The organism is Pseudomonas sp. TE3-3-F2023 (genome assembly GCF_036784815.1).
GTDB lineage: Bacteria > Pseudomonadota > Gammaproteobacteria > Pseudomonadales > Pseudomonadaceae > Aquipseudomonas > Aquipseudomonas pudica.
On sequence record NZ_CP145113.1, the window covers coordinates 4,361,403 to 4,380,528 of the forward strand.

The 19,126-nt window shown below is 53.4% G+C and carries 23 protein-coding genes, 1 tRNA gene and 2 pseudogenes; 9 read left to right on the forward strand and 17 right to left on the reverse strand.

All coding sequences use genetic code 11. The features are described 5' to 3' along the window. Nucleotides 1-80: 80 nt before the first annotated feature. The 5 genes from V3314_RS20050 to V3314_RS20070 all read right to left on the reverse strand — a co-directional run bounded on the left by V3314_RS20050 (nucleotide 81) and on the right by V3314_RS20070 (nucleotide 4,271). The gene (locus V3314_RS20050; protein WP_110606646.1) at nucleotides 81-332 is read right to left on the reverse strand and encodes a hypothetical protein; all 252 of its coding nucleotides are present in this window, start codon (nucleotides 330-332) and stop codon (nucleotides 81-83) included. Between the two features lie 823 nt (nucleotides 333-1,155). After that, nucleotides 1,156-1,779 carry a DUF5677 domain-containing protein gene (locus V3314_RS20055; protein WP_143516709.1) on the reverse strand — a complete coding sequence of 208 codons (624 nt, stop codon included), beginning with the start codon at nucleotides 1,777-1,779 and terminating at the stop codon, nucleotides 1,156-1,158. A 43-nt stretch (nucleotides 1,780-1,822) separates the two neighbouring features. Then, the gene (locus V3314_RS20060) at nucleotides 1,823-2,005 is read right to left on the reverse strand and encodes a hypothetical protein (protein ID WP_088512405.1); all 183 of its coding nucleotides are present in this window, start codon (nucleotides 2,003-2,005) and stop codon (nucleotides 1,823-1,825) included. Between the two features lie 49 nt (nucleotides 2,006-2,054). Then, a complete protein-coding gene (locus V3314_RS20065; RefSeq protein ID WP_088512406.1) occupies nucleotides 2,055-3,092 on the reverse strand; it encodes a hypothetical protein in 1,038 nt (345 codons plus the stop codon). Between the two features lie 48 nt (nucleotides 3,093-3,140). Continuing rightward, nucleotides 3,141-4,271, reverse strand: coding sequence for a hypothetical protein (locus V3314_RS20070; protein ID WP_088512407.1), 1,131 nt, complete (start codon nucleotides 4,269-4,271; stop codon nucleotides 3,141-3,143). Between the two features lie 208 nt (nucleotides 4,272-4,479). On the opposite strand from V3314_RS20070, the gene V3314_RS20075 reads away from it, so the two are divergent. After that, nucleotides 4,480-4,671 (forward strand): hypothetical protein, encoded by a 192-nt coding sequence (locus V3314_RS20075; protein WP_088512408.1) that lies wholly within the window; start codon nucleotides 4,480-4,482, stop codon nucleotides 4,669-4,671. Between the two features lie 153 nt (nucleotides 4,672-4,824). On the opposite strand, the gene V3314_RS20080 is transcribed toward V3314_RS20075, so the two are convergent. The 4 genes from V3314_RS20080 to V3314_RS20095 all read right to left on the reverse strand — a co-directional run bounded on the left by V3314_RS20080 (nucleotide 4,825) and on the right by V3314_RS20095 (nucleotide 6,795). Beyond that, nucleotides 4,825-5,379 carry a hypothetical protein gene (locus tag V3314_RS20080; RefSeq protein WP_088512409.1) on the reverse strand — a complete coding sequence of 185 codons (555 nt, stop codon included), beginning with the start codon at nucleotides 5,377-5,379 and terminating at the stop codon, nucleotides 4,825-4,827. Nucleotides 5,380-5,474: 95 nt separating this feature from the next. Beyond that, nucleotides 5,475-5,864: a hypothetical protein gene (locus tag V3314_RS20085; protein WP_088512410.1), complete on the reverse strand. Its 390-nt coding sequence runs from the start codon at nucleotides 5,862-5,864 to the stop codon at nucleotides 5,475-5,477. 52 nt (nucleotides 5,865-5,916) lie between these two features. Next, nucleotides 5,917-6,351, reverse strand: coding sequence for a hypothetical protein (locus V3314_RS20090; RefSeq protein WP_088512411.1), 435 nt, complete (start codon nucleotides 6,349-6,351; stop codon nucleotides 5,917-5,919). 48 nt (nucleotides 6,352-6,399) lie between these two features. Further along, the gene (locus V3314_RS20095) at nucleotides 6,400-6,795 is read right to left on the reverse strand and encodes a hypothetical protein (protein WP_088512412.1); all 396 of its coding nucleotides are present in this window, start codon (nucleotides 6,793-6,795) and stop codon (nucleotides 6,400-6,402) included. 264 nt (nucleotides 6,796-7,059) lie between these two features. On the opposite strand from V3314_RS20095, the gene V3314_RS20100 reads away from it, so the two are divergent. The 3 genes and pseudogenes from V3314_RS20100 to V3314_RS20110 all read left to right on the forward strand — a co-directional run bounded on the left by V3314_RS20100 (nucleotide 7,060) and on the right by V3314_RS20110 (nucleotide 8,468). Continuing rightward, nucleotides 7,060-7,386 (forward strand): helix-turn-helix domain-containing protein, encoded by a 327-nt coding sequence (locus V3314_RS20100; protein WP_256596040.1) that lies wholly within the window; start codon nucleotides 7,060-7,062, stop codon nucleotides 7,384-7,386. Nucleotides 7,387-7,581: 195 nt separating this feature from the next. Then, nucleotides 7,582-7,969 (forward strand): annotated as a pseudogene (locus tag V3314_RS20105) (DUF1264 domain-containing protein); the annotation flags it as partial. A 310-nt stretch (nucleotides 7,970-8,279) separates the two neighbouring features. After that, nucleotides 8,280-8,468: pseudogene (locus tag V3314_RS20110) on the forward strand (general stress protein). Nucleotides 8,469-8,533: 65 nt separating this feature from the next. Here the strand turns inward: V3314_RS20110 and V3314_RS20115 are convergent. The 4 genes from V3314_RS20115 to V3314_RS20130 form a co-directional block, all read right to left on the reverse strand. Then, the gene (locus V3314_RS20115) at nucleotides 8,534-9,553 is read right to left on the reverse strand and encodes a hypothetical protein (protein WP_143516710.1); all 1,020 of its coding nucleotides are present in this window, start codon (nucleotides 9,551-9,553) and stop codon (nucleotides 8,534-8,536) included. A gap of 13 nt (nucleotides 9,554-9,566) precedes the next feature. Next, a complete protein-coding gene (locus V3314_RS20120; protein WP_088512414.1) occupies nucleotides 9,567-10,727 on the reverse strand; it encodes a relaxase/mobilization nuclease domain-containing protein in 1,161 nt (386 codons plus the stop codon). Continuing rightward, nucleotides 10,724-11,017 carry a ribbon-helix-helix domain-containing protein gene (locus V3314_RS20125; protein ID WP_088512415.1) on the reverse strand — a complete coding sequence of 98 codons (294 nt, stop codon included), beginning with the start codon at nucleotides 11,015-11,017 and terminating at the stop codon, nucleotides 10,724-10,726. Before V3314_RS20125 ends, V3314_RS20120 begins: the two co-directional genes overlap by 4 nt. Nucleotides 11,018-11,355: 338 nt before the next feature. Then, nucleotides 11,356-12,738 carry an integrase family protein gene (locus V3314_RS20130; RefSeq protein WP_178085883.1) on the reverse strand — a complete coding sequence of 461 codons (1,383 nt, stop codon included), beginning with the start codon at nucleotides 12,736-12,738 and terminating at the stop codon, nucleotides 11,356-11,358. Between the two features lie 75 nt (nucleotides 12,739-12,813). Between V3314_RS20130 and V3314_RS20135 the strand changes: the two genes are divergently transcribed. Then, nucleotides 12,814-12,898 (forward strand) — tRNA-Leu (locus V3314_RS20135). Between the two features lie 498 nt (nucleotides 12,899-13,396). Beyond that, the gene (locus tag V3314_RS20140) at nucleotides 13,397-13,810 is read left to right on the forward strand and encodes a DoxX family protein (protein WP_046614921.1); all 414 of its coding nucleotides are present in this window, start codon (nucleotides 13,397-13,399) and stop codon (nucleotides 13,808-13,810) included. 1 nt (nucleotide 13,811) lies between these two features. Here the strand turns inward: V3314_RS20140 and V3314_RS20145 are convergent, their stop codons facing one another. Next, on the reverse strand, nucleotides 13,812-14,009 hold the full coding sequence (locus tag V3314_RS20145) for a hypothetical protein (protein WP_046614920.1): 198 nt from the start codon (nucleotides 14,007-14,009) through the stop codon (nucleotides 13,812-13,814). A gap of 261 nt (nucleotides 14,010-14,270) precedes the next feature. Between V3314_RS20145 and V3314_RS20150 the strand changes: the two genes are divergently transcribed. The 3 genes from V3314_RS20150 (at nucleotide 14,271) to V3314_RS20160 (ending at nucleotide 16,792) form a co-directional block, all read left to right on the forward strand. After that, nucleotides 14,271-14,945, forward strand: coding sequence for a polysaccharide lyase family 7 protein (locus tag V3314_RS20150; protein ID WP_046614919.1), 675 nt, complete (start codon nucleotides 14,271-14,273; stop codon nucleotides 14,943-14,945). A 382-nt stretch (nucleotides 14,946-15,327) separates the two neighbouring features. Continuing rightward, entirely contained in the window at nucleotides 15,328-16,338 is a 1,011-nt protein-coding gene (gene adhP, locus V3314_RS20155; RefSeq protein ID WP_196172675.1) for an alcohol dehydrogenase AdhP, read from the forward strand. A 217-nt stretch (nucleotides 16,339-16,555) separates the two neighbouring features. After that, complete coding sequence (locus tag V3314_RS20160; protein ID WP_046614917.1) at nucleotides 16,556-16,792, forward strand: hypothetical protein; 237 nt, start codon at nucleotides 16,556-16,558, stop codon at nucleotides 16,790-16,792. 65 nt (nucleotides 16,793-16,857) lie between these two features. Here the strand turns inward: V3314_RS20160 and V3314_RS20165 are convergent, their stop codons facing one another. The 3 genes from V3314_RS20165 to V3314_RS20175 form a co-directional block, all read right to left on the reverse strand. Beyond that, nucleotides 16,858-17,097 carry a hypothetical protein gene (locus V3314_RS20165; protein ID WP_085599316.1) on the reverse strand — a complete coding sequence of 80 codons (240 nt, stop codon included), beginning with the start codon at nucleotides 17,095-17,097 and terminating at the stop codon, nucleotides 16,858-16,860. Nucleotides 17,098-17,107: 10 nt separating this feature from the next. Beyond that, nucleotides 17,108-17,608, reverse strand: a complete 501-nt coding sequence (locus V3314_RS20170) for a hypothetical protein (protein ID WP_046614915.1) — start codon at nucleotides 17,606-17,608, stop codon at nucleotides 17,108-17,110. A gap of 213 nt (nucleotides 17,609-17,821) precedes the next feature. Further along, nucleotides 17,822-19,036 (reverse strand): aldose 1-epimerase family protein, encoded by a 1,215-nt coding sequence (locus V3314_RS20175; RefSeq protein ID WP_196172678.1) that lies wholly within the window; start codon nucleotides 19,034-19,036, stop codon nucleotides 17,822-17,824. Between the last annotated feature and the right edge of the window lie 90 nt (nucleotides 19,037-19,126).

Consider the following 19,126-nt stretch of genomic DNA (forward strand, 5'->3'; position numbering starts at 1 on the left):
TCCGAATACATTTCATCAACACCTGGTTTGGGCATTGGCAGGTAGAATGCTATAAGACCATTCCAGCATGCGATTCGATGTTAAAGCTTGCGCTCAGCGTCGACAGAATGCCGCTGATCAGCCAGATGAACCAGTGAATAGCTCAAGTCTGTAGCCACCTGTACAGCTTGAGGGAGTGTATACCCCACTCTGAAATCATGTAACCATGTATTGATGAGGCCTGAGGCTTCCAGTTTCACAGCCGCTTCGTATTCTTCAAGCCCGCCAGTGAAAGTGAAAAACTTCTCAGCCTTGAACGAAAAACTGGATTTGCGAGGCTTGCTGGAAGTCATAATACTCTCGAAATTTTCTCACAACTGTATAAACGGATAATTTTCGAGAAACCTTGAGTGCAATTTTGATTTATTTGCTGCTCGTCTCTAACAGCCTTCAATGAATAGCAAATCTTACCGCCAGCTAGCGGCATGCCAATCAGACACTGAGCGGCGACGTATGGATACGACAGATGCCTGATTTATAAGTACGCTCTGGGGAGACTGTTCTAATCGTGCCTTGACGAATCATCCAAATAACCCAAAAATATTCGAAATTTCCGGGTAAGCGTAGGGCACCATGAGATATTTCGTGACATACATCTGCTTCGATACTTCGGTCGATTATAAATTGCTTGGCACTACTGATACCATTGGGTATCCCGAGTACCAAATCGTATCGCCTTTAGAGAATCCTGCGTATGCAGACTGCGCAACCATCAGTGACATCGAAGCACGATTTGAGCGCCTGAGAAATTACCAGACCAACCATAACGAGGTAACGTTCCCATGCGCCACTGTTAAAGTGCTTAGGGTCGAACCCTTAGAGGAGAGTTGGTTCGTGAAAGGCTGGGATCAACCGCAGACCGTCGCACACGCTCAGGGATAGAAGCTTTCGGCTTAGGCGATTAACCGCACCAAGTAGCCCCCAGAAATCGCATCAAGACCTATTCGAAGAGAGCGACTCGGTACGCCTTGAACGGCTTACTTAGGCAAGCGGAGCGCGCAGGCCAGGAGGGGCGAAGGCATGAAGGATGTCAGCCCGAAAGGGCCGAGACGATGCGGAACGCAGAGGCTCGGTTTACGACAGCCTGGCCGCGAAGCGGCATGCCCTCACCTCCTGTCACTCGTCAAAAAGGTGATCCATATCTTCACTCGTGAAGCCCCAGAAATAGGCCACCTTCTGAGCCTCTGCCGGCGCCGATTCCAAGACAGCCCGGCCTCTTGGGAACAGCTCCGCATAGAACGCCACCGTTCTCGCCATGACGTGCACGGAGGTCTGCAAAGCTACCAGGGCCAGCATGCGCTGATCCTCCATCGACTGAGCCTCCCCCATCTGCATAGAGCTGATGTAGGAGCTATGGGCATACCCGCAAAAATGTGAGTAGACGTTCTGGAAATACTTCTTATTGAAGCCCGCCCTCACCGCCTCGTCCGTCCACGACCACCCTACCCTCCACTCCCCCTTGAGCAGCCGCTTTGCTTGTTCAGCGTTGTAGTCTCCAAGGTAAGGTGCCCCCTCGATCTCAGCGACTTGCTGTGCAACCTGTAGTCGTGTGGCATCGATCGTTTTCCTGGCCTGCTCAGTGGACGGGTGCAGCCTGAGCCGATCTCTGAGACCACCCAACCGCCAGACCCCGTGCCTAAATTTTCTCAGGCCAGGATCCTGACTCCGGAAAATCCAATGGAACACGATGAAGGTTTCGAGGCAGGCCCGGGCAAGGATCGTAGCGGAGGAATGATCCACGAAGACGATCTCTTTACCGTCCTGGAAACTCAGTTGAGTCGTGTTAATGAGCACACGCCTGCTTGAACAGCTTCACCGCCAAGATCTGGGCATGGTTGATCCAAGCATCATCTGGCGTCAGGGGTTGGCCGCGCTGTGATTCGATCATCGCTGCGAACAGCTCAGTAAGGGTGGCGAAGTCTTGTTCTGAATCGCGCTGTGAACGTGATTGTGGTGTCGGTGACATCGTGACTCCTCAGAAGAGTCAAGCAAGGTCGCTCAATAGGGAAAGTTGCTCATTGCGGATCTGAGCCGGCTAAGCGCCTGCCTAGCGCTTCCTGAGTATCAGGAAAACGATATTCCCAGTACACCTCCCCTTTCCTCTCAAACCGATTCAACTCTGACTTTTTTACCCACATTTTGCGCTTCTCAAAGTGCAGCATCATCGTCCCCATTTCAAATTTCGTATCTATGGGCTCGTGATAAATTTTTTTCTTTCCAACCCAAGTCCAACCCCTCATTGGTTTGCTGCATGCAGAAATGAAGAGCTGGGAACCAACCAAATCAGGAATGGACACGACTTTCCCACTTACGTCCTCCCAGTCCCGAAACTCGATCATCCCCCCGAGAGAAAAGCTTCCATCACTTAAGTCCTTAATCAGCGCGAGCGGTTTTGGCATGAACGCGTCCGCCCGAAGGTCGCCCAACCCATCACCGTAATGATGCATTGGCTGATACTTAGAAGGATCAATAGGCTCTCTAAAGAACACAAATTTGTAGCAAATAGGGGACAAAAGCCCTATGTCTTTATCATCCTTATGGCTAGGATAGTATTTCCCGTCAGGCCTGATTTGAAGGGCGGTCGGTTTTATTCCCCCTCCACTCATATAGCCTGTAATCGTGGAAATATCTTTATCGATCATTCGCTCCCGCTCGCTCTTCTTGAGATGGGTGAAAACGAGCTTATCTAGACGCTTCTTATAACTATCAAAACGGGGATCTTCTAGAGAAACATTGGCACGATATACAAAAACACTAAATTTACCAAGCGGCTGAAGAGTTCTGTTTAGATCCAACATAATCTGTTGTAGCTTTCGCGTCGACTCCAAACTTTCCGCCTGCGAGGCTGCCTGTGACTGACGTTGAATATACGTCTCCAGGATTTGCGAAATCAGAGCAATACACAAGCCAGCCACACTACCAGCAATAAAGACCTTACCTTTAACCGTAAACTGCCCAGAGGCATCCCTGATTTTCAAAACACTACTCAAGACGCCGAGAACCCCAGACATCAGGATCCCGACAATTTTGAAAACTACCAGCAGCATTTCCACAGTTTATTTCCCGACCCGCGCCAAGCAACTTTACTAAATCTGTATTCTTTAGAACGACTGACCCATCGCTAATGCGGCGTCCGCCTCAATCATCCACTCCCTCGTGCGGTGCTCGAGATCGTAGGCCTCATACTCACGAACAGGGATTTCCTGGAGCACCTTAAGCGCCGCCCAAGCGTCGTAATCATGGAATGGATTGAGCCCCATGACATTGCCCAGATTTTGGTCGACATCGCCTCGGTAACTGGCGATTCGAGCAAAAAGCGAAGCCGCTTTATTCAGATCCCAGTCGCTCAAGAAAAGGAGAAGCGCGGTAAACGCCATTAGCGGCTTACTCGCCTTGACATCGACGTAGCCCCTGCCAAGTGCCTTCTGAACCGGATGATAGTGGTGGGACATAAAGCGAGCGAGCTCAAAGGTGGCGTCGTACTCTACCTTCAGGATGGTTGGGTCGAACACGAGCCTTGAGCTATTGGCATTCAGGAGCTTTTCAATTCGACCCACCAGAGGCCTCAGCATCACTGTCCGGTCGCTCAGGAAAGTCAGCAGCGATTCGTGACGACGGGCTAGCATCACCTCCATCGCCGTCTTCATCTGGAAACCAGGTACTCCCAGAAGCTCCCTGTTGATAGTCAGCCACTGCGGCTGATATCTCACAGGCCAAGCTGCCGCTTGCACGGCTGCTACCCACTGAAAAACTCGGTGATCTAGAGTCACCTGAAATACGGCGCTGACTTTCTTATTGTGGAACCATTCACGCATGCTCCTGATCCTGGCCTGGTCGAGAAGTCCGAGGTGGATACCTTTGCATACCAGATCCCGAACTGCCCGAGACAAACCATCACGAGCAGTTGAGCTGAACTGCACCAAGCCTTCCGGAGCCTCCCCAGGTGGCAGAGCGGCAAAGTCGCAGAAGTCATGATGACCACCTGGAAACCGGAAGTAGGCTTGCTTGATGGCCTCCCCAGTGACCTTGGAACTGGTGGCACGAACCACCTCGGCCCCCTTCGCAAAGCACGCAGGGCACTCGACATCAGCGTGAATGACCTGCTTCCAGATTTCTGGAATGGGCTCAGAGCGCTTCAGCTTAGGTCGCTGGTGTTGGTCAGCAAAAAGCTGGAGCAGTTGATCTACATCCAGCTCCTGCTGGCGGGAAACGGAGAAAGCGGTCAACGGCATTTCAAAGCTCCATTTGAATGCTGAAGCCCTATGCGCCTCGAACCGTATAATGGCAGGACGACACTAGGCTGTGTTTGTCCGCTAAGCTATCGCTTTCGCTCCCCGACTACCAGCTCACTGCGTCAGATGCAAAGCCGGCGTCCTGGTCAAGCAGGTACGTGCCAGGCATGCGATACTTCGATCCGACAACGTTTACCTTGAACAGATCATGACGCTTACAGATGCGATCATTGTCCTCCTGGCCGAAAAAATTCACGGCACAGAAGAGGCCATACGTAGGGCGGCAAAGAATATGGCCAAGCGACTCCCCCGCAGCAAGCGTGGCCTCATGCAAGACATAGCCGAGAGCAAAAACCCGCGAGACTTGATGCGGCATATCGCGCTGGGCCTAGACGACTAACAGTCCGAGAAAGCGTGGCTCTGAACGCGCCTGTACCGCGCTCACAGGCAAGCGGAGCGCGCAGGCGGGAGGATGAAAGCCCGCAGGGCCAAAACCCGCCACAGGGCGGGGTTTGGTTTACGCCAGCCGTCCGCGCAGCGGCCCGCTAATGGTTTACCGGTGGAGCTTACTGAACCGCTCAACCACAACACTCGGAGCAACGCTTGGCCAGGCTTCCAAATCCGCCGACTTGCGCCAGAAATCAATAGCGCGCCAAAGGAAGTACATTCCAGGAATTGCCCCACCCATCATCGAATAGCTGTGCAGAACGGGTATAGCTCCCGACGTAGGGTGGTCTGCGAGGACTGGAAGAAGCGCAAGGAGGAACACAGCCACGTAAGCCACAGCAAACCAAATCGCTCCATGGAACATCATGTATACAGGCGTAGCCAGCCGAAGCTTGGTCAGGCTGCGAATCCGCCCGCCCTCCTCCTTATACGCATATACCGCCCCGTGATTTTTGAGTTTATTTTTCGACCTCTTGTAAACACAATAAAAGTCGTAGTGCTTACCAGCTTCAATCTCTTCATAGAGTTGAGTGGGAATGACAGTGTTTGGAACCAGCACACCATCAATTTTCATGATGACCTGGACACTTCCCTCTCGATGCTCAAAAACACGAATATCTTCAAGCTTGCCAGAGACCTTGATGTAATCAGTGCCTGCCACAGTACAACTCCTGTCAAAAATATCCGATACCTAGCGATAGGCAAAGGGAAACCGCAGGCAGCTCTAAGTAGAGCTACCTAGTTAAAAACCAGGGCTTAGTGGAGCCGGTTCGGGATTGTGAAAAAGGTTTTAGCCCCGCCCTTTAAAAACTCCCGCAGTCCCGCACGCCCACCGTCCTTCCGGAAAGTAGCAATCACGTAACGGGAATGTTGAGTAGTCGCTACCCAGAAGCGCCCCTCCTTACGCAACGACTGGATGTCAGAGCTGCGTAGGTAGTGCCCGTCAGCAAATCGCCCATCCGGGCTAGCATTTACATGGCCGAAAACAACACCAACAGCACTAGCAGCAATGATCTGCGCGTTCACCAGGTATGCGGTGACAGGCTCTCCATAACCTTGGCCTGCGGCGCGCGCAATGCGCAGAAGATCAAAATCCGTGTACCGCCTGCTGTGCAAATCGATGGAGTAGGTATTTGATGCTGCCACGTAAAGCTCCTTGGATGGCTGAGCCCAGCCAAATACTGATCACGAAATGGAATTACACCGGAGCCCGGTACAGCTCTCTCACCTGTCGCAGAGAGTCATGATCAAACCCACCCTCATGGGAGTCGTTGTAGATCTGACCACTCTCGACCTCGAGCAGGCACACCGGGCAGTCGTTCCTGTCAAACCCCATAGACACTGACTTCAGTCGCTCCATACGCCACGTCGCAGTGCCATTCAGCCGCGCAGGCGTAACGACCTGAACATCATCAATCTGCAAATCATCGCCTTGGGCACTGACAAGCTCATGTAACTTGGGCTCGTCATTCAACATTTCTTGACTTGAAACGAAACGGCCATCTATCCGCCGCTTCACACTTACGTGATACCAGTGGGTAGCAAGCGCTCGGGAAACGCCATGCCAATGCATGAGCCCGTCGCCAAACATGCCGGGGATGCCAGCCATGTCGGCTTGGTGGGAACGAAACATATCTTGATCTCTAAAACAGTCGAGTCGTCACGAGCGATGCCGTGAGACCTAGAAAATTGAGAAGATGCCTTGCAGGGTTGAGGACTTACGGTACCCAGGGCCCTTCAACACGTAGACCGTGTTCCTTGTCTCGAAGAGGTACCCATCCTTGAATGCTCGAGCAATGGTTGACCTGACCCAATTGCCTGGCTCGAAGCGCCGCTGCTCGTCGTGAACAACCTTGTGGGCAAACAGGAACATGGGCTGACATCCAGCTGCAGCCACCTTGGCCAGTTCATCCTCCGTGAGAATGGCATCCATGACCACCCACTCTTCTACAACGCAAAGAGGCATCCGCTTGTAGTGCCCCCGCGCGGCGAGAAGCACACCCTCAAGGGTCAGGTCAGAGCCGACCAAGTCAACGCCTCCCTCCCCCAATAACACGTGGCTGAGTGGGCCTTCCATCAAGCATGTCCCCGCATTTCATCAACCATAAATTGCCAGCTTGGCCAGCGAATCGCCAAAAGAACAACTATAGACGTTTGTTTGGCGGCGGGCAATCGGGGCATACCTCTTGGTTTTTGGGGATTCGTAATGTCGCTCCGGTACTCCTTCGCTGCAGTGCTTCAGTTGTTGCGCCTGCGTAAAGGGATAACTCAGCCTGCCATGACCAAGCATGTGAATCAGCAGACAGTGAGTAAGTTGGAGCTGGCTAGGAGTTCCGTTTCCTTGGAAACCAGCTATAAACTCGCTGCCGGGCTCGAGATTGAGACTGTGACCCTTGTCGCCCTGACCATTGCTTCTCACGACCGTCGCACGGTTAGAGATATTCTTCTTGCATCGCTAGCTGAGGTTGAGGGCCTGGATCTAGCTGATGTCGCTGTCCCTGCCGAGCCAGAACGGCTGACTCCCATGAACATCTCAGGAGCAAGGGAAAAGCTGGAAGCAGTCCAAAAGCTAAAAGCAAAAGGACTCACTCAGGTTGAGGCTGCAAGGCAGCTGGGGATGCCAGAGTCGACGTTGCGTCGGTTGTGGCATCATGTATTGGACGACTAACCTTAAACGTCGCGCAGGGCTAGTCACTGTCCTTGTCGCCTGATGCCGCATATTCACGTCCTTTTCACATGCGGTGTGGGAACTTTAGCTATCCCTACGTGTGATAGACCTCGCCCGCCTAGCAGCGGGCTTTCTTTTGCCGGCAATCCTCATCGACTCGACCCACTCGTTCGTTGGGCTGTCAGCTTCATTGGCCATGGCTATGAGGCCTCCTCTGGGTAGTTGATCGCCCTAGGCATTCCTGCACCTGCTGAGCATGCCCTGATGGAACGCCTGGCGCATACCTATGGGAAAACCTGGCATACCTGACACACCGATCAAGACAAAGCGCTACTTTTAGTTCTGCCGAAGTTGATGATCGGCTTTACCGCAGATGGGCAATCTGACCCGGCGATGGTAGAACAGCGCAATCGGCGCCTGGGTGTAGATGCTGCAAAAGGCTGAAATTCAAATCCCTGCAACTGATCAGGCGGATGGCTGGCGGCACCGCAAAGCGATTCATATCACCGTTCCAACCTGCGCGCATCTGCCCGGCCCTGCTACATCGCCTCCGGTGAATTCCAACAGCCGTTTCAGCCAATAGCATTTGGGGCAAAGGCAGGTACCTATGCTCTAGGGACGGCTGTCGTAAACCGCAAGGTTACGGCCCTATCCGGCTTCCATCCTCACGCCTCTGGCCCATCCGTAGGCCGGCGCGCTCCGCTTGCAATGGTGCAGATCCCTGCATCATCGGTATTCATTCAGATTGTCACGACCTTTATCACGCGATAGGTCGCGCGTTACGATCTTTCGCGCACCTGGTTGGCTAGTACGAAGTTAAGAAAGCGCCCGTCCTTATCCGGCATCCGAAGAAAAACACAGGCTCTCTGTGTGAACAGACGAGGTGCGGAATCATGGCAAACGATCAAGACAAGGCTGGCCAGCGAAGCGGCACCGCACAAAACAAACCTGGTAATTTCGTAAACGACCGGGAGAAGGCTTCGGAGGCGGGCCATTAAGGTGGCCAAGTGTCGGGCGGCAATTTTTCCAATGATCCACAGCGGGCATCGGAAGCCGGCCAAAAAAGTAGCGGAGAACCATAAATCGCTCAGCTTGATAAGCTGTAGATTGAGAGCGATAACATAAAGTATCGCCCGCCCACTTAAAATCAGGATACAACATAACCGACGGTTGTTTTTCGCAGTCTACCCTCAGCAACTGCGGCCTTAAAAACAGCCCCAGCTCTAACATTTCCGATCCTGTTATTTTTTGCGAACTCCTTCAACGGAACCGGCGTGCCAGTTTCCATTACGCTCAAATCCTTAAGCAGAGAAACCAAAAAATCATCATTGGTCAACGGTGCAGTTCCTACAGTTTTTTGCGTTTCTCGAAGGTCGTCCGACTGCGGAAAGGCTGGCGTTTCCATAGATTGCTCTGGCTGTGAACTTTGCATAAATTGAGCTGGTGGGAAACTGTCAGAAACTCTGGATTTCGAGAGGTCACGAAGAGAAATCAAAATCAAAGCAGGCACAATTTCCAATGCCAGGGAGAAACCCAAGCATAGCAACGTAGAAAACTCAGGGCTAATAGATGATGCTTTGCCATTAACAGATTGGATTCGCGCAATTTCTGATGAATCCTGATTCATTCTCTCAATAGCGCTATCTCGCTCCTTGGAAATTCGAGCATGGGAAGACTCTTCATAAAACAGCGCTTTGGAGACAACCCCTGTAGACCTAAGTCCAGCGGCTTGCTTGCGGACGCTTTCGGCTTCTGAGTCTAAGCGAGTGATAAGTGCTGTATCACTTGCCACCCTACCCTCCAAAAAACTGGCTCGTTGTATAGACAACGCCTTAACCTGACTCTGACTATCCAGAATCGATGACATCAGACGGTCGTATGTAGCCCACCCACTAACCACGCTCAAGATGACCGCTGAGATCGCGATTCCGCCCTTCGTCAAGATGCTGCGAAGTCTGGGAAGAACTGACCACGCAAGACACTTAAATAAGTCAAGCAACACAGCAGCGAACGCAAACAACAATGCAAACCCTTTATTCTCAACTAACGTATACAACCCAATACTTACCGACACAGCCGTGATACAAGCAAGCAATGACGCAACACAACAAAGCAATACATTCAACCTCATGCAACTGACCACATCAAAACCTAAGTTCATCTTCATATACAGCTCGACCTTATAAGTGAGACGAAAAACTCGACATTAGCCCTTCATAATATTGCTTGCCACGCCCAGGGGAATACTCAACGAAATAGCTAGCAGGCTGTCTCAACCTCGCCTTAAAATCCTCACCGAAGAACAAATTAAGCAGCCGAAGCATATCCTCAATCAGCTTGAAGATTTCGACCTGCTTAGCGGTGTATCTAATGTAGAGCCTTTTACCTCTCCCTCTACTTGAGAACTCGTAGTAGTAGAATCGAGCTGTTTCTTGCTTTTCTCTATCTCTTTTTGCAATTTCAACCTGAAGTTCGCGAATTGTTTTTGGGTCATAATGTATTCCTTCCTGTGTCGTTAGCTTGTGCCATGTAAGTCTTGAGCGCTTGAGCTGCCTGCCACTAATGTGTTTGCCATCAAATTCAAACGAGATGCCTTTGGGCTGTCCTTCATCGTTGAGCGTGAGGTGGATGTAGACTTTTTGCTTTCTCAGGGCTCTCACGAAGTGGAAAATGTCGCCGTCCTGGGCGTTGGTTGCTTCGATTGCTCCGGCGATCTTGGCGATCATCTTGTGCTTCAGCGGTAGATCATCGTCGCGGATTGATGCCTGCAGTTCTGCATGGGTAATCGATACGCCCCATGTGTCCTTTGGCTTTGGCGCTTTCTGCAGGTTGAATCGATCTTCGATCCTAGATACAGAGTCAAGGCTCGTTGAGCGCTCATTGCTGTCCTTTACCATGGAGAACTCATCGTTGAGCCTGATCCTGTTGGCGACGATGTGGACATGCTGGTGATCCTTGTCCTGATGCATTACTGCGACGTACTGACAGCACTCATCAAACCCAAGATCTGACAGGTAGGTCTGGACTGCTGTGCGCCACTGAGCGGTTGTTAGGGACTCACCGGGGCGCAGAGACAGCATCGCGTGAAATACCGGTTTAATGAGCTTGCCCGAGTCTATCGAGAGGCGCCTCAAGGTCTCGACCTGATCGAACTCCCTGATCATCTCTGACAACTCCGACTCGTTGCCTTGGAGGACGCCTGGCAGAGGGTCTTTGCTCATTGTGTTAAAGCTGATCGTTCGGATGCCGCTGATCTCGTGGTCGTGCTTTGTGCATCCGAATATGTACCTTATGCGCCCCTTAAATGAGCCAGCAGACTTGGGAAATATCTTGCCAATCATTGCATACCCCCAAGATTTATCTGGGCTATGTACTTCACCTTCATTAAAAGTTCGCAGCTTGGGCGGTCGGCGTTGATCATGGATGCAAGGTTCATCAGCTCGCGGGCGATCTGCACAACGTCTTGGGTGACTTTTGGCTTAACCTGGCCACTGGCAACGAAGTCTCTTATAAACGCGCTTGCAGACTTGTAGCCAGCTTCAGCCATCTTTGCATTCAGAGTTTCGAGCTCAGACTTATTAAGCCTAAATGTGATTCTGGTCTCTTTGCTCTGCTTCTCAATGCTCTTCATCTTGACTCACCTTTATTATTCTAGTTATCAAGCCTTTTACGCAACACCCGGAGGGATGTGAGTATCCAGTCGCCTATTGTCTGACATAGACACAACTGGCTAAAAAAAGCTCTAGACTTATTGTGCAATTGGAGATTTTGGTGTCTCAACAATTAACTCAAGAAAGCTTCATGTATAACCAAACCTTCGCAAGGTGTGAATGCGAAATCGCAGTGCAAGAGTGCAAAACTGCAAGAGCACAAAGCGGAATCACAGCAACCAAGTGCGAAATCACAAGACAATACTGCGGCGTCGCAAGCAACTATTGCGATTTCGCTTACAGGTAGTGCGAACCGGCGCTAGAGCGATACTGACTTTGCGTCAAGTATTTTAGTGTCGAGTGGTCTCAAGGTTTGCAGAAGGCCACGACAAACGTATTCTTTATTAACTTTGGCGTTGGAATAAATCTCATCCTCGACCCTACTTGTAGCTCGCCGAATCTCTGAGAGATATGCAGTTTTATAGCCGTCGGTAACGTCCACGGACTGTCCCTTACCATCATGATTGCAGAGGACTTTGATGTAAAACGCTCCAACCTCAGCACGCTCAGCAATAGAAATGAAACTGGCACGAAGAATTTTCCGTGGGAGATGCTTCCTATCGATAAGACTTTTAGAAACTTTAGACAAAAAATCCCTGACATTCGACTCACTAATCTTAGGCTGGTCGACTCCAGCAAATACGTAATCACCGCTAGCTTGCCTCATCGCATATAGCAATTGGCAATATGCAGAGTCATTAAGTACCAAGTGGAATTCCTCGGAGTTTTTTAGCGCATCAGATTCATCAGCTTTGTCGCGAGGAGGGAATACAATAGACCTGGTTTTATGACAAACGTAGTCCTTCCTAATCTTCTCGATTTCACCAGGGCGAACACCCGAAAAAAGCATAAAGAGAACAGCTGCTGATGCAGTTTTAAATGAGGTTGGGACTTCGCGCTGTGGCTGAGCATCACCAATCTCGATTGTATTTGAGATAACAGCTCCAAGCTCGTTTGGATTTACCCGAATCTTGTCACGCTTGTTGTCATGCCAATTGCCAAGAGCAGTCATGATATCCACTGGATTGTAAGTGTAAATACGCGCCCCTGCTTCATCCTTATAAAAAACGATTGCATATGAGAAAACTGCGCCCAATAACGAAACCGCCTTATTAGCCGAACGGTTGCGCGGCGGACTCATTTTCCCACTGGCCCTGATAACCGGGGCAGTTGTTTTAGCATGTAATTCAAGGACAACGTCATTCGTCACTGCGATCAACGCTAGATCACCATACATGGGTCTGATGTAGTTATCGTAGGTTTTCGTATAATCGCCAATTGTGCTTTTAGCAAGCTTAGCCTTATTAGCAATCATCGATTCAAACGCCTCATTAACAGTAATGCTTTCCCTCAGACATTTTTTATGTTCCTCAACCAAAATCACATCGAGGTTAGCGTAGGTCTTTTCCGCAACCTCCCTGATAACTGGAAGTTTCGTAGACTTGTAGTCGAAGACGTCAATCTTGCGCCGCTGATCTTTGCCATTAACCTTTCGGATGACATAAAACGTTTTCCCACCGGCTTTAGTGACGCGTACAGCTAGGCCCTTTGTATGAGTGTCATACACATAAATCTCAGACTTACCCTCCGGGCAAGCCAGGTCTCTAAGCGCATCCTTAGTAAAATTGATCTTCAATGCCACGCCCACACTCCTTTCCAGCGTCTAAACCGTTGATTTCCGCATGATTTTCGTGTCTAATCGCCTGCTTCACATCGCGCCCCGATGGTGAAATTGGTAGACACATCGCACTTAAAATGCGCCGCCGAAAGGTGTGCCGGTTCGAGTCCGGCTCGGGGCACCACGAAACACCCCTTCCCTCGCAATACCAAGCCGTCAGCGCCGCTTTCCCACTGATCTGTCTCTCGTGCCTAAGCTATGTGGGCCTTCACATGCCTTGAGGCTGCCTAAATAACGATCAATGCATCCGACTCGATAGCTTGGTAGCTCTTGGTAGCTGGCTTGGTAGCTGCGCCAGCAGCTCAACTCAGCTCTCAACAGCTCTGCTCAGCTCTCACAAGCCCTCGGCAGCGGTGCAATACTCACCTCAAAGCCTTGAATCTCAAAGCTTTTAAGCTCAAGTAAGCCAAGCTCAGCTCTCGTAAGCTCTCAACAGCTCTCCTAAGCGGAATGAGGGGCAGAATGACTTAAAATCTGTCGGCGTGAGCCTTGCGGGTTCGAGTCCCGCCACTCGCACCAAATTCCTTGCGAAGGCGCCCTTGCGGCGCCTTTTTGCTGCCCGCCGGCAATCCTTTGCGCAGCTGCTAGAGTGGTGCTTGTACCCGCCCACTGGAACGCCGCCATGCGCTACTCCCTTTTCGATAGTCAACGCGACATCCTTATCCTGATTGCCCGCGTGCTGCTGGTGATCCTGTTCGTCTTGTCTGGCTGGGGCAAGCTGACCGGGTTCGAAGGCACGGTCGGCTACATGACTTCACTGGGCGCCCCTGCCCCCATGCTGGCAGCGGCAGTTGCCGTGCTCATGGAGTTCGTCGTCGGCATCCTGCTGATCCTCGGTTTCTACACCCGACCGCTGGCCTTCCTGCTTGCGCTTTTCGTACTGGGTACGGCGCTGCTGGGCCACCCGTTCTGGAACATGGTCGACCCTGAGCGCAGCGCCAACATGACGCAGTTCCTGAAAAACCTCAGCATCATGGGTGGCCTGCTGATGCTGGCAGTGAGCGGCCCAGGGCGTTTTTCGGTAGACGGGCGCTGAGTCAGTCGTCTTCGCAGTCGTCGAACCAGGCTGGGTGATCGCGCTCCTCGTCATCGAGGTCATCCAGCGTTTCCTCGTCCTCCTCGACCTCATCCTCGGCGCCCTGGGCATCCGCTTCTGGCTCCGAATCGTCGTAGAGGAATTCGTGGTCAAGCAGGTGATCGTGCTCGGGTTCGTGCAAGTCGTCTTCGTCGTGCATGCTGGCTCCTGGGCTGGTGGCAGGCTTGTATAGGCTGATCGGCTGCGCAGGTCAATGCGTTACCACTTAATGCTCGGTTAACCGGCCGGGTCCACTCTGCTGGCTCTCCCTTCAAACGTTGCTTGCCCGCCTCCCATGGCGGGCTTTTTTATCCCCTTGGGTTTTCCCTTCGTCCAGCCTTGGCAAATCACAGTGAACTGCGCCCATGCTGGCCAGGCTCGCAAATGATGCAGGACCTGTCGTTTTTCAAGGAGAAAGACCATGGCTGTATATATCGACAACCTCATCATCACCACCCCCGTGCCTAAGTCCGCGACCAACCCGGTAGCCCTGGAGTTGACCGGTGCCCAGGCGCTGGCGACCCTGCCTGAAGTCATCGCCCGCCTGAGTGACGGCTCGATCCGCATGACCGCCCCCACCAAGGGCGCATCCAGCAAGAGTACCCACCGTACCCGCTGCGAGTGGAAGGAGCCGGCGTACTGGGCGCTGAACAGCGGCGCCCGGCACCGCAATTACCAGACCATGACACTGAAGAAAGTGAACTTTGCGCAAAAGGTGGTGATTGCCCAGATGCACGTCAAAGACGACGACAACCCGCCCATCAAGGTGTTCTGGAACAAGGGCAAGATCACCGTGGGCTTCCGGACCGACTTCAACCAGACGGCCACGAGCAGCAGCACGGTGCTGGCCGACGTACCGCTCGGCGCCCGTTTCGATGTGAGCATCGACGTGACGAACAACGGCGCCTGCACGGTCAGTGCAAGCTGCAACGGCCGTATTGGCAGCACATCGCCCCTGCAATTGGGTGCGACCTGGGCAACGCGCACGCTCAACTTCCATGGTGGGGTATACAACCAGGTGGACTACACCGCCGACACGCCTGCCGAGGACGGTTCGGTGTGCGTCATCAGCCAACTGGAACTGAGCCATGCATGACAAGCTCATGACCTGACCTTCACGAAATACTGACATCCGGGTGGGCACACTGACCCTGCTCCGTATGTTCTTGCAGCCCGCCGCATTATTGCCGCGGGCTTTTCTTTTTGTGGCGAGCCTTACGCAGAACCCTGTAGGAGCGGCCTTGTGTCGCGAAAGGGCTGCAAAGCAGCCCCAACAACTTATGCGCCACCGCTGAAATCCCGGGGCCGCTCTGCGGCCCTTTCGCGATACAAGGCCGCTGCTGCAAGTGCCCGCGCAGGGCAGGTACCTGCTGCGTCCAAGCCTCCCATCCAAGACCATGACCTGAAGCAGCTTTACCCCACCAGGCGAGGGCTATGCTAACCCCGCCGATATCATTCAGATAGACACGGAGGCTCCTATGAAAGCTGCTGTTGTTGCACCAGGCCGTCGCGTGGATGTGGTGGAGAAAACCCTGCGCCCCCTCGAGCACGGTGAAGCGCTGCTGAAGATGCAATGCTGCGGTGTCTGCCACACCGACCTGCACGTGAAAAATGGCGACTTCGGTGACAAGACCGGTGTGGTGCTAGGCCACGAAGGCATCGGTGTGGTCCAGGAAATTGGACCAGGCGTCACCTCGCTCAAGCCGGGCGACCGCGCCAGCGTGGCCTGGTTCTACCAGGGCTGCGGGCATTGCGAGTATTGCACCAGCGGCAACGAAACCCTGTGCCGCGAGGTGAAGAACTCCGGCTACACCGTGGACGGCGGCATGGCCGAAGCCTGCATCGTCAAGGCCGACTACTCGGTAAAAGTGCCCGACGGTCTCGACTCCGCTGCCGCCAGCAGCATTACCTGCGCTGGCGTGACCACCTACAAGGCGGTGAAGATCTCCAACATCCGCCCCGGCCAATGGATCGCCATCTACGGCCTCGGCGGCCTGGGCAACCTTGCCCTGCAATATGCCAAGAACGTCTTCAACGCCAAAGTGATCGCCATCGACGTCAACGAAGAGCAACTGCGCTTCGCCAGCGAGATGGGCGCTGACCTGGTCATAAACTCACGCACCGAGGATGCCGCCAAGGTCATCCAGGCCAAGACCGGTGGCGCCCATGCCGCCGTGGTTACCGCCGTTGCCAAGGCTGCCTTCAACTCGGCGGTTGATGCCCTGCGTGCGGGGGGCCGCCTGGTTGCGGTCGGCCTGCCGTCGGAAGCGATGAACCTGAACATTCCTCGCCTGGTGCTGGACGGTATCGAAGTGATCGGCTCGCTGGTCGGTACCCGGCAGGACCTGCAGGAAGCTTTCCAGTTTGCGGCGGAAGGGAAAGTGGTGCCGAAGGTGACCCTGCGGCCGATCGAGGATATCAACCAGATCTTCGAAGAAATGCTGGAGGGCAAGATCAAAGGGCGGATGGTGATTCAGTTCGAAGGGTGATGGCTCAAGTGCGCTGGCTGTTGGCGCAGCGCACGCTACCCTGTTGCATTCAAGCGCAGGCGGTCAGAATGGCTTCCGGCCCCTTGTAAAGCGAACCAATGGGCATGTCTTGGGCTCTGGTTTCGGGTAAGCGCTATGCTTCATATACGGTTTTATCCAAGTCGTGGCTTGCAGTTGCTTCGCAAGCAGAAACCGGCTAGCACATCGGGGTCAACATATGAGCATCCGCAGCTTGGCGAAAAACCTCCCGCCCGACCCGGGCAATGACGGCTGGGTACTTGGCTGGGGTGTGCTGAGAGACCGGCATCCTTGGCATTTCGTCGATGTGTTTGCCGACCAGAACACGGCCAGGGCCGAGGCGGAGCGCCGCGGGGTTGGCTATGTTGTGGAGTTCGGCTCGCACCGCCTGGGATCGGATGAATTCGTTTGCGGGATATCCCCGCCTGAAGGCTAGCGTGTACCGGGTTCATTTCCGGTCTGAACACTGGCCAGCCGGCACACTACAGCACCTCCTTGTCTTCACATGTCCGTGAACCGCCGCCGCGTCAGGAACAGTACTACGCCCAACGGCACAGCTAGCAACATCAGCAGCTCCAAGTCAAAACCCAGGAACTGCTGCTGGCCGACGTTGAAGATCCCGATCAAGCCTGCTGCAAGTAGTACCAAACCCAGCCACTTGCGCAGCAGGTATGGTTTTAGAAACTGAACGAGGATCGCGCCCAGAATCATCAAGGCGACCGTTTGCAGGATGTAGGGCATGTGCAATTCCTCAGACCTTGATGACCAGCGTCACGCCGGAGTGCTGTGGGCCAATCCCGCCATGGACCTCTCCCTCGATACTGATCAGCACATCACCTGCATGCAAGCTAGGCAACGCCCCTTTCAAGTACCAGTTCATACCTGCGGTCACGACTGCACCCGAAGCCCAGCCAATGACCGGGCCTCCCAACCCACCCACCTTCCCGGCAACACCACCTGAGGCCGCAGCGACCCCCTTTGCGACGTTGCCTCGCACGGTGTTGATGGCGTCAGCCTGCTGCCGGGTCAGGGGATTGGAAATGCGGACTGTCAGCAGACATGGCAAATTTCGGGCCTGCATCCGGTCGTACATATCGACGACCATGCTGTTGACTTGATAATGGGCGCGTTTCGCTTCACCAAAGTGCAGCTCACGCAGGCGGCCTCGATCGCTTTCCATGAGTGTGATTTTCGAGAGGCTGAAGACGATCCCTTCATCCGTTTTGTACTGCGTGGTCGTCTCCACCTTCATGCGCGTATCCATTCGTGCAAAAGAGGGGGATTTTCTACAAGCGATGGGCGGGATGCAAATGGTCTTTTGGTGGGTTCTTTCTGCTACGGATCGAAAGCAGCCTTCGAGCTAAGCTATGAAGTCAACAACTTGATAGATCTGCGAAATCGATGTGACCAGACATGAACATCTGGCCGATGCTTAGCAACATCGGCCGACATGCCCAAGTCGGCGTTACCCCTCGGTCAGATCAACCAATGGCGTCTGCCGCACCTCGGTTTCGCGCCCTCCTTGTATCTCGCCAACCTGCTTCAAGGCCTTGTCCACTGCAACCTTGTCCGCCAACAAGCTGTAGCTGATGTGGAACTGCCTGTGTTCCTTCGGTCCGATTGTCGGCACCAGCTTCAGTGGCCGCTGGTAACGGCGGTTGTAGGAAAAACTCGTTCCCGGCTCGAGCCCGGTCACATAGCCCTGACCTTGGGTATCGGTATTTTTCCACAGCGAGAATACAGGCAGCGTCCGAGTATTGAAGCCGACCGAAACGCCCAGATTGCCAGCTTTGTCATGTAACACGGCCAATGTATTGCCCTGGTCATCGGCATACGGCACCACGTTATAAACCGTTTCGTCATAGTCCTTGGTGGGCGCTCGGTAGGTTTGCCAATCGGCCAGATCTTCCCTTGCCTTGTCGTTGAACGGCGACACCTGTTTCACTGGCGCGGCAAACCGAGCGCCCTGGTCCAGAAACGGGGTACTGAAGTTACTGTGATACAGCGCCTGGTATTCCTTCGGATAATCGCCGTTGTTGGTCAGGGTGTCGTTGAGGGCGAACATCACGCTGCCCGGTTCGGTGACCAATTCGGTCACGACGGAGAAGTCGACCTTCTTGAACGCCTGCTCTTTCAGTTCGCCACGCAGGCTGATGGCGTACGGTGGTTTCTCATCGATGTGTAGGGTGACTTTGTTCGCAGGTATGTTGGCAGCCCTACCATGCAGGGTCAGCAGTTCCCCATTGTCGACGCCTGGGTGGCCGACCCATTCGTAACCGCAGCGGGCGACCAGTTCGTTGAAGCCCTCCAGCCAGCCAAGGCCATTGCGCCCATTGAGCTCGATGAAGGACGGGTTGACCACTTCCTTGACCGGCGAATCCCAGCCCATGCGCACATTACCGACCGACGCCTGCAAGACGTTCATTCCACGGGTCGGCACTACCGAAAGTTTCATCGTGCCGTTATCGATGTCGACGATGCTGACACCCTCTTGCCGGCCTCCGTGCAAAGTGCGCAAGGTAACGCTGAAGGGCTTGTCGGTTTTTACGCCAAGTTGCTGGCTGCTGATCTGCCAGTTCTGGGCGGCTTTGTCGGTGTCGAGCAGAACGTAATCCCAGGCCATGGTGTGGGAGGTTGCGGACAGGGCGGCGAGAGCAACGAAGAATTTGAGAAGGGGCATGACAGGGGGCCTTTCTTGGAGTTGTTCCCCTTTATAGACACGAAGAAACGTTTCAGCAAGCTAACCAAAGAGATGCTTTCGATTGGCACG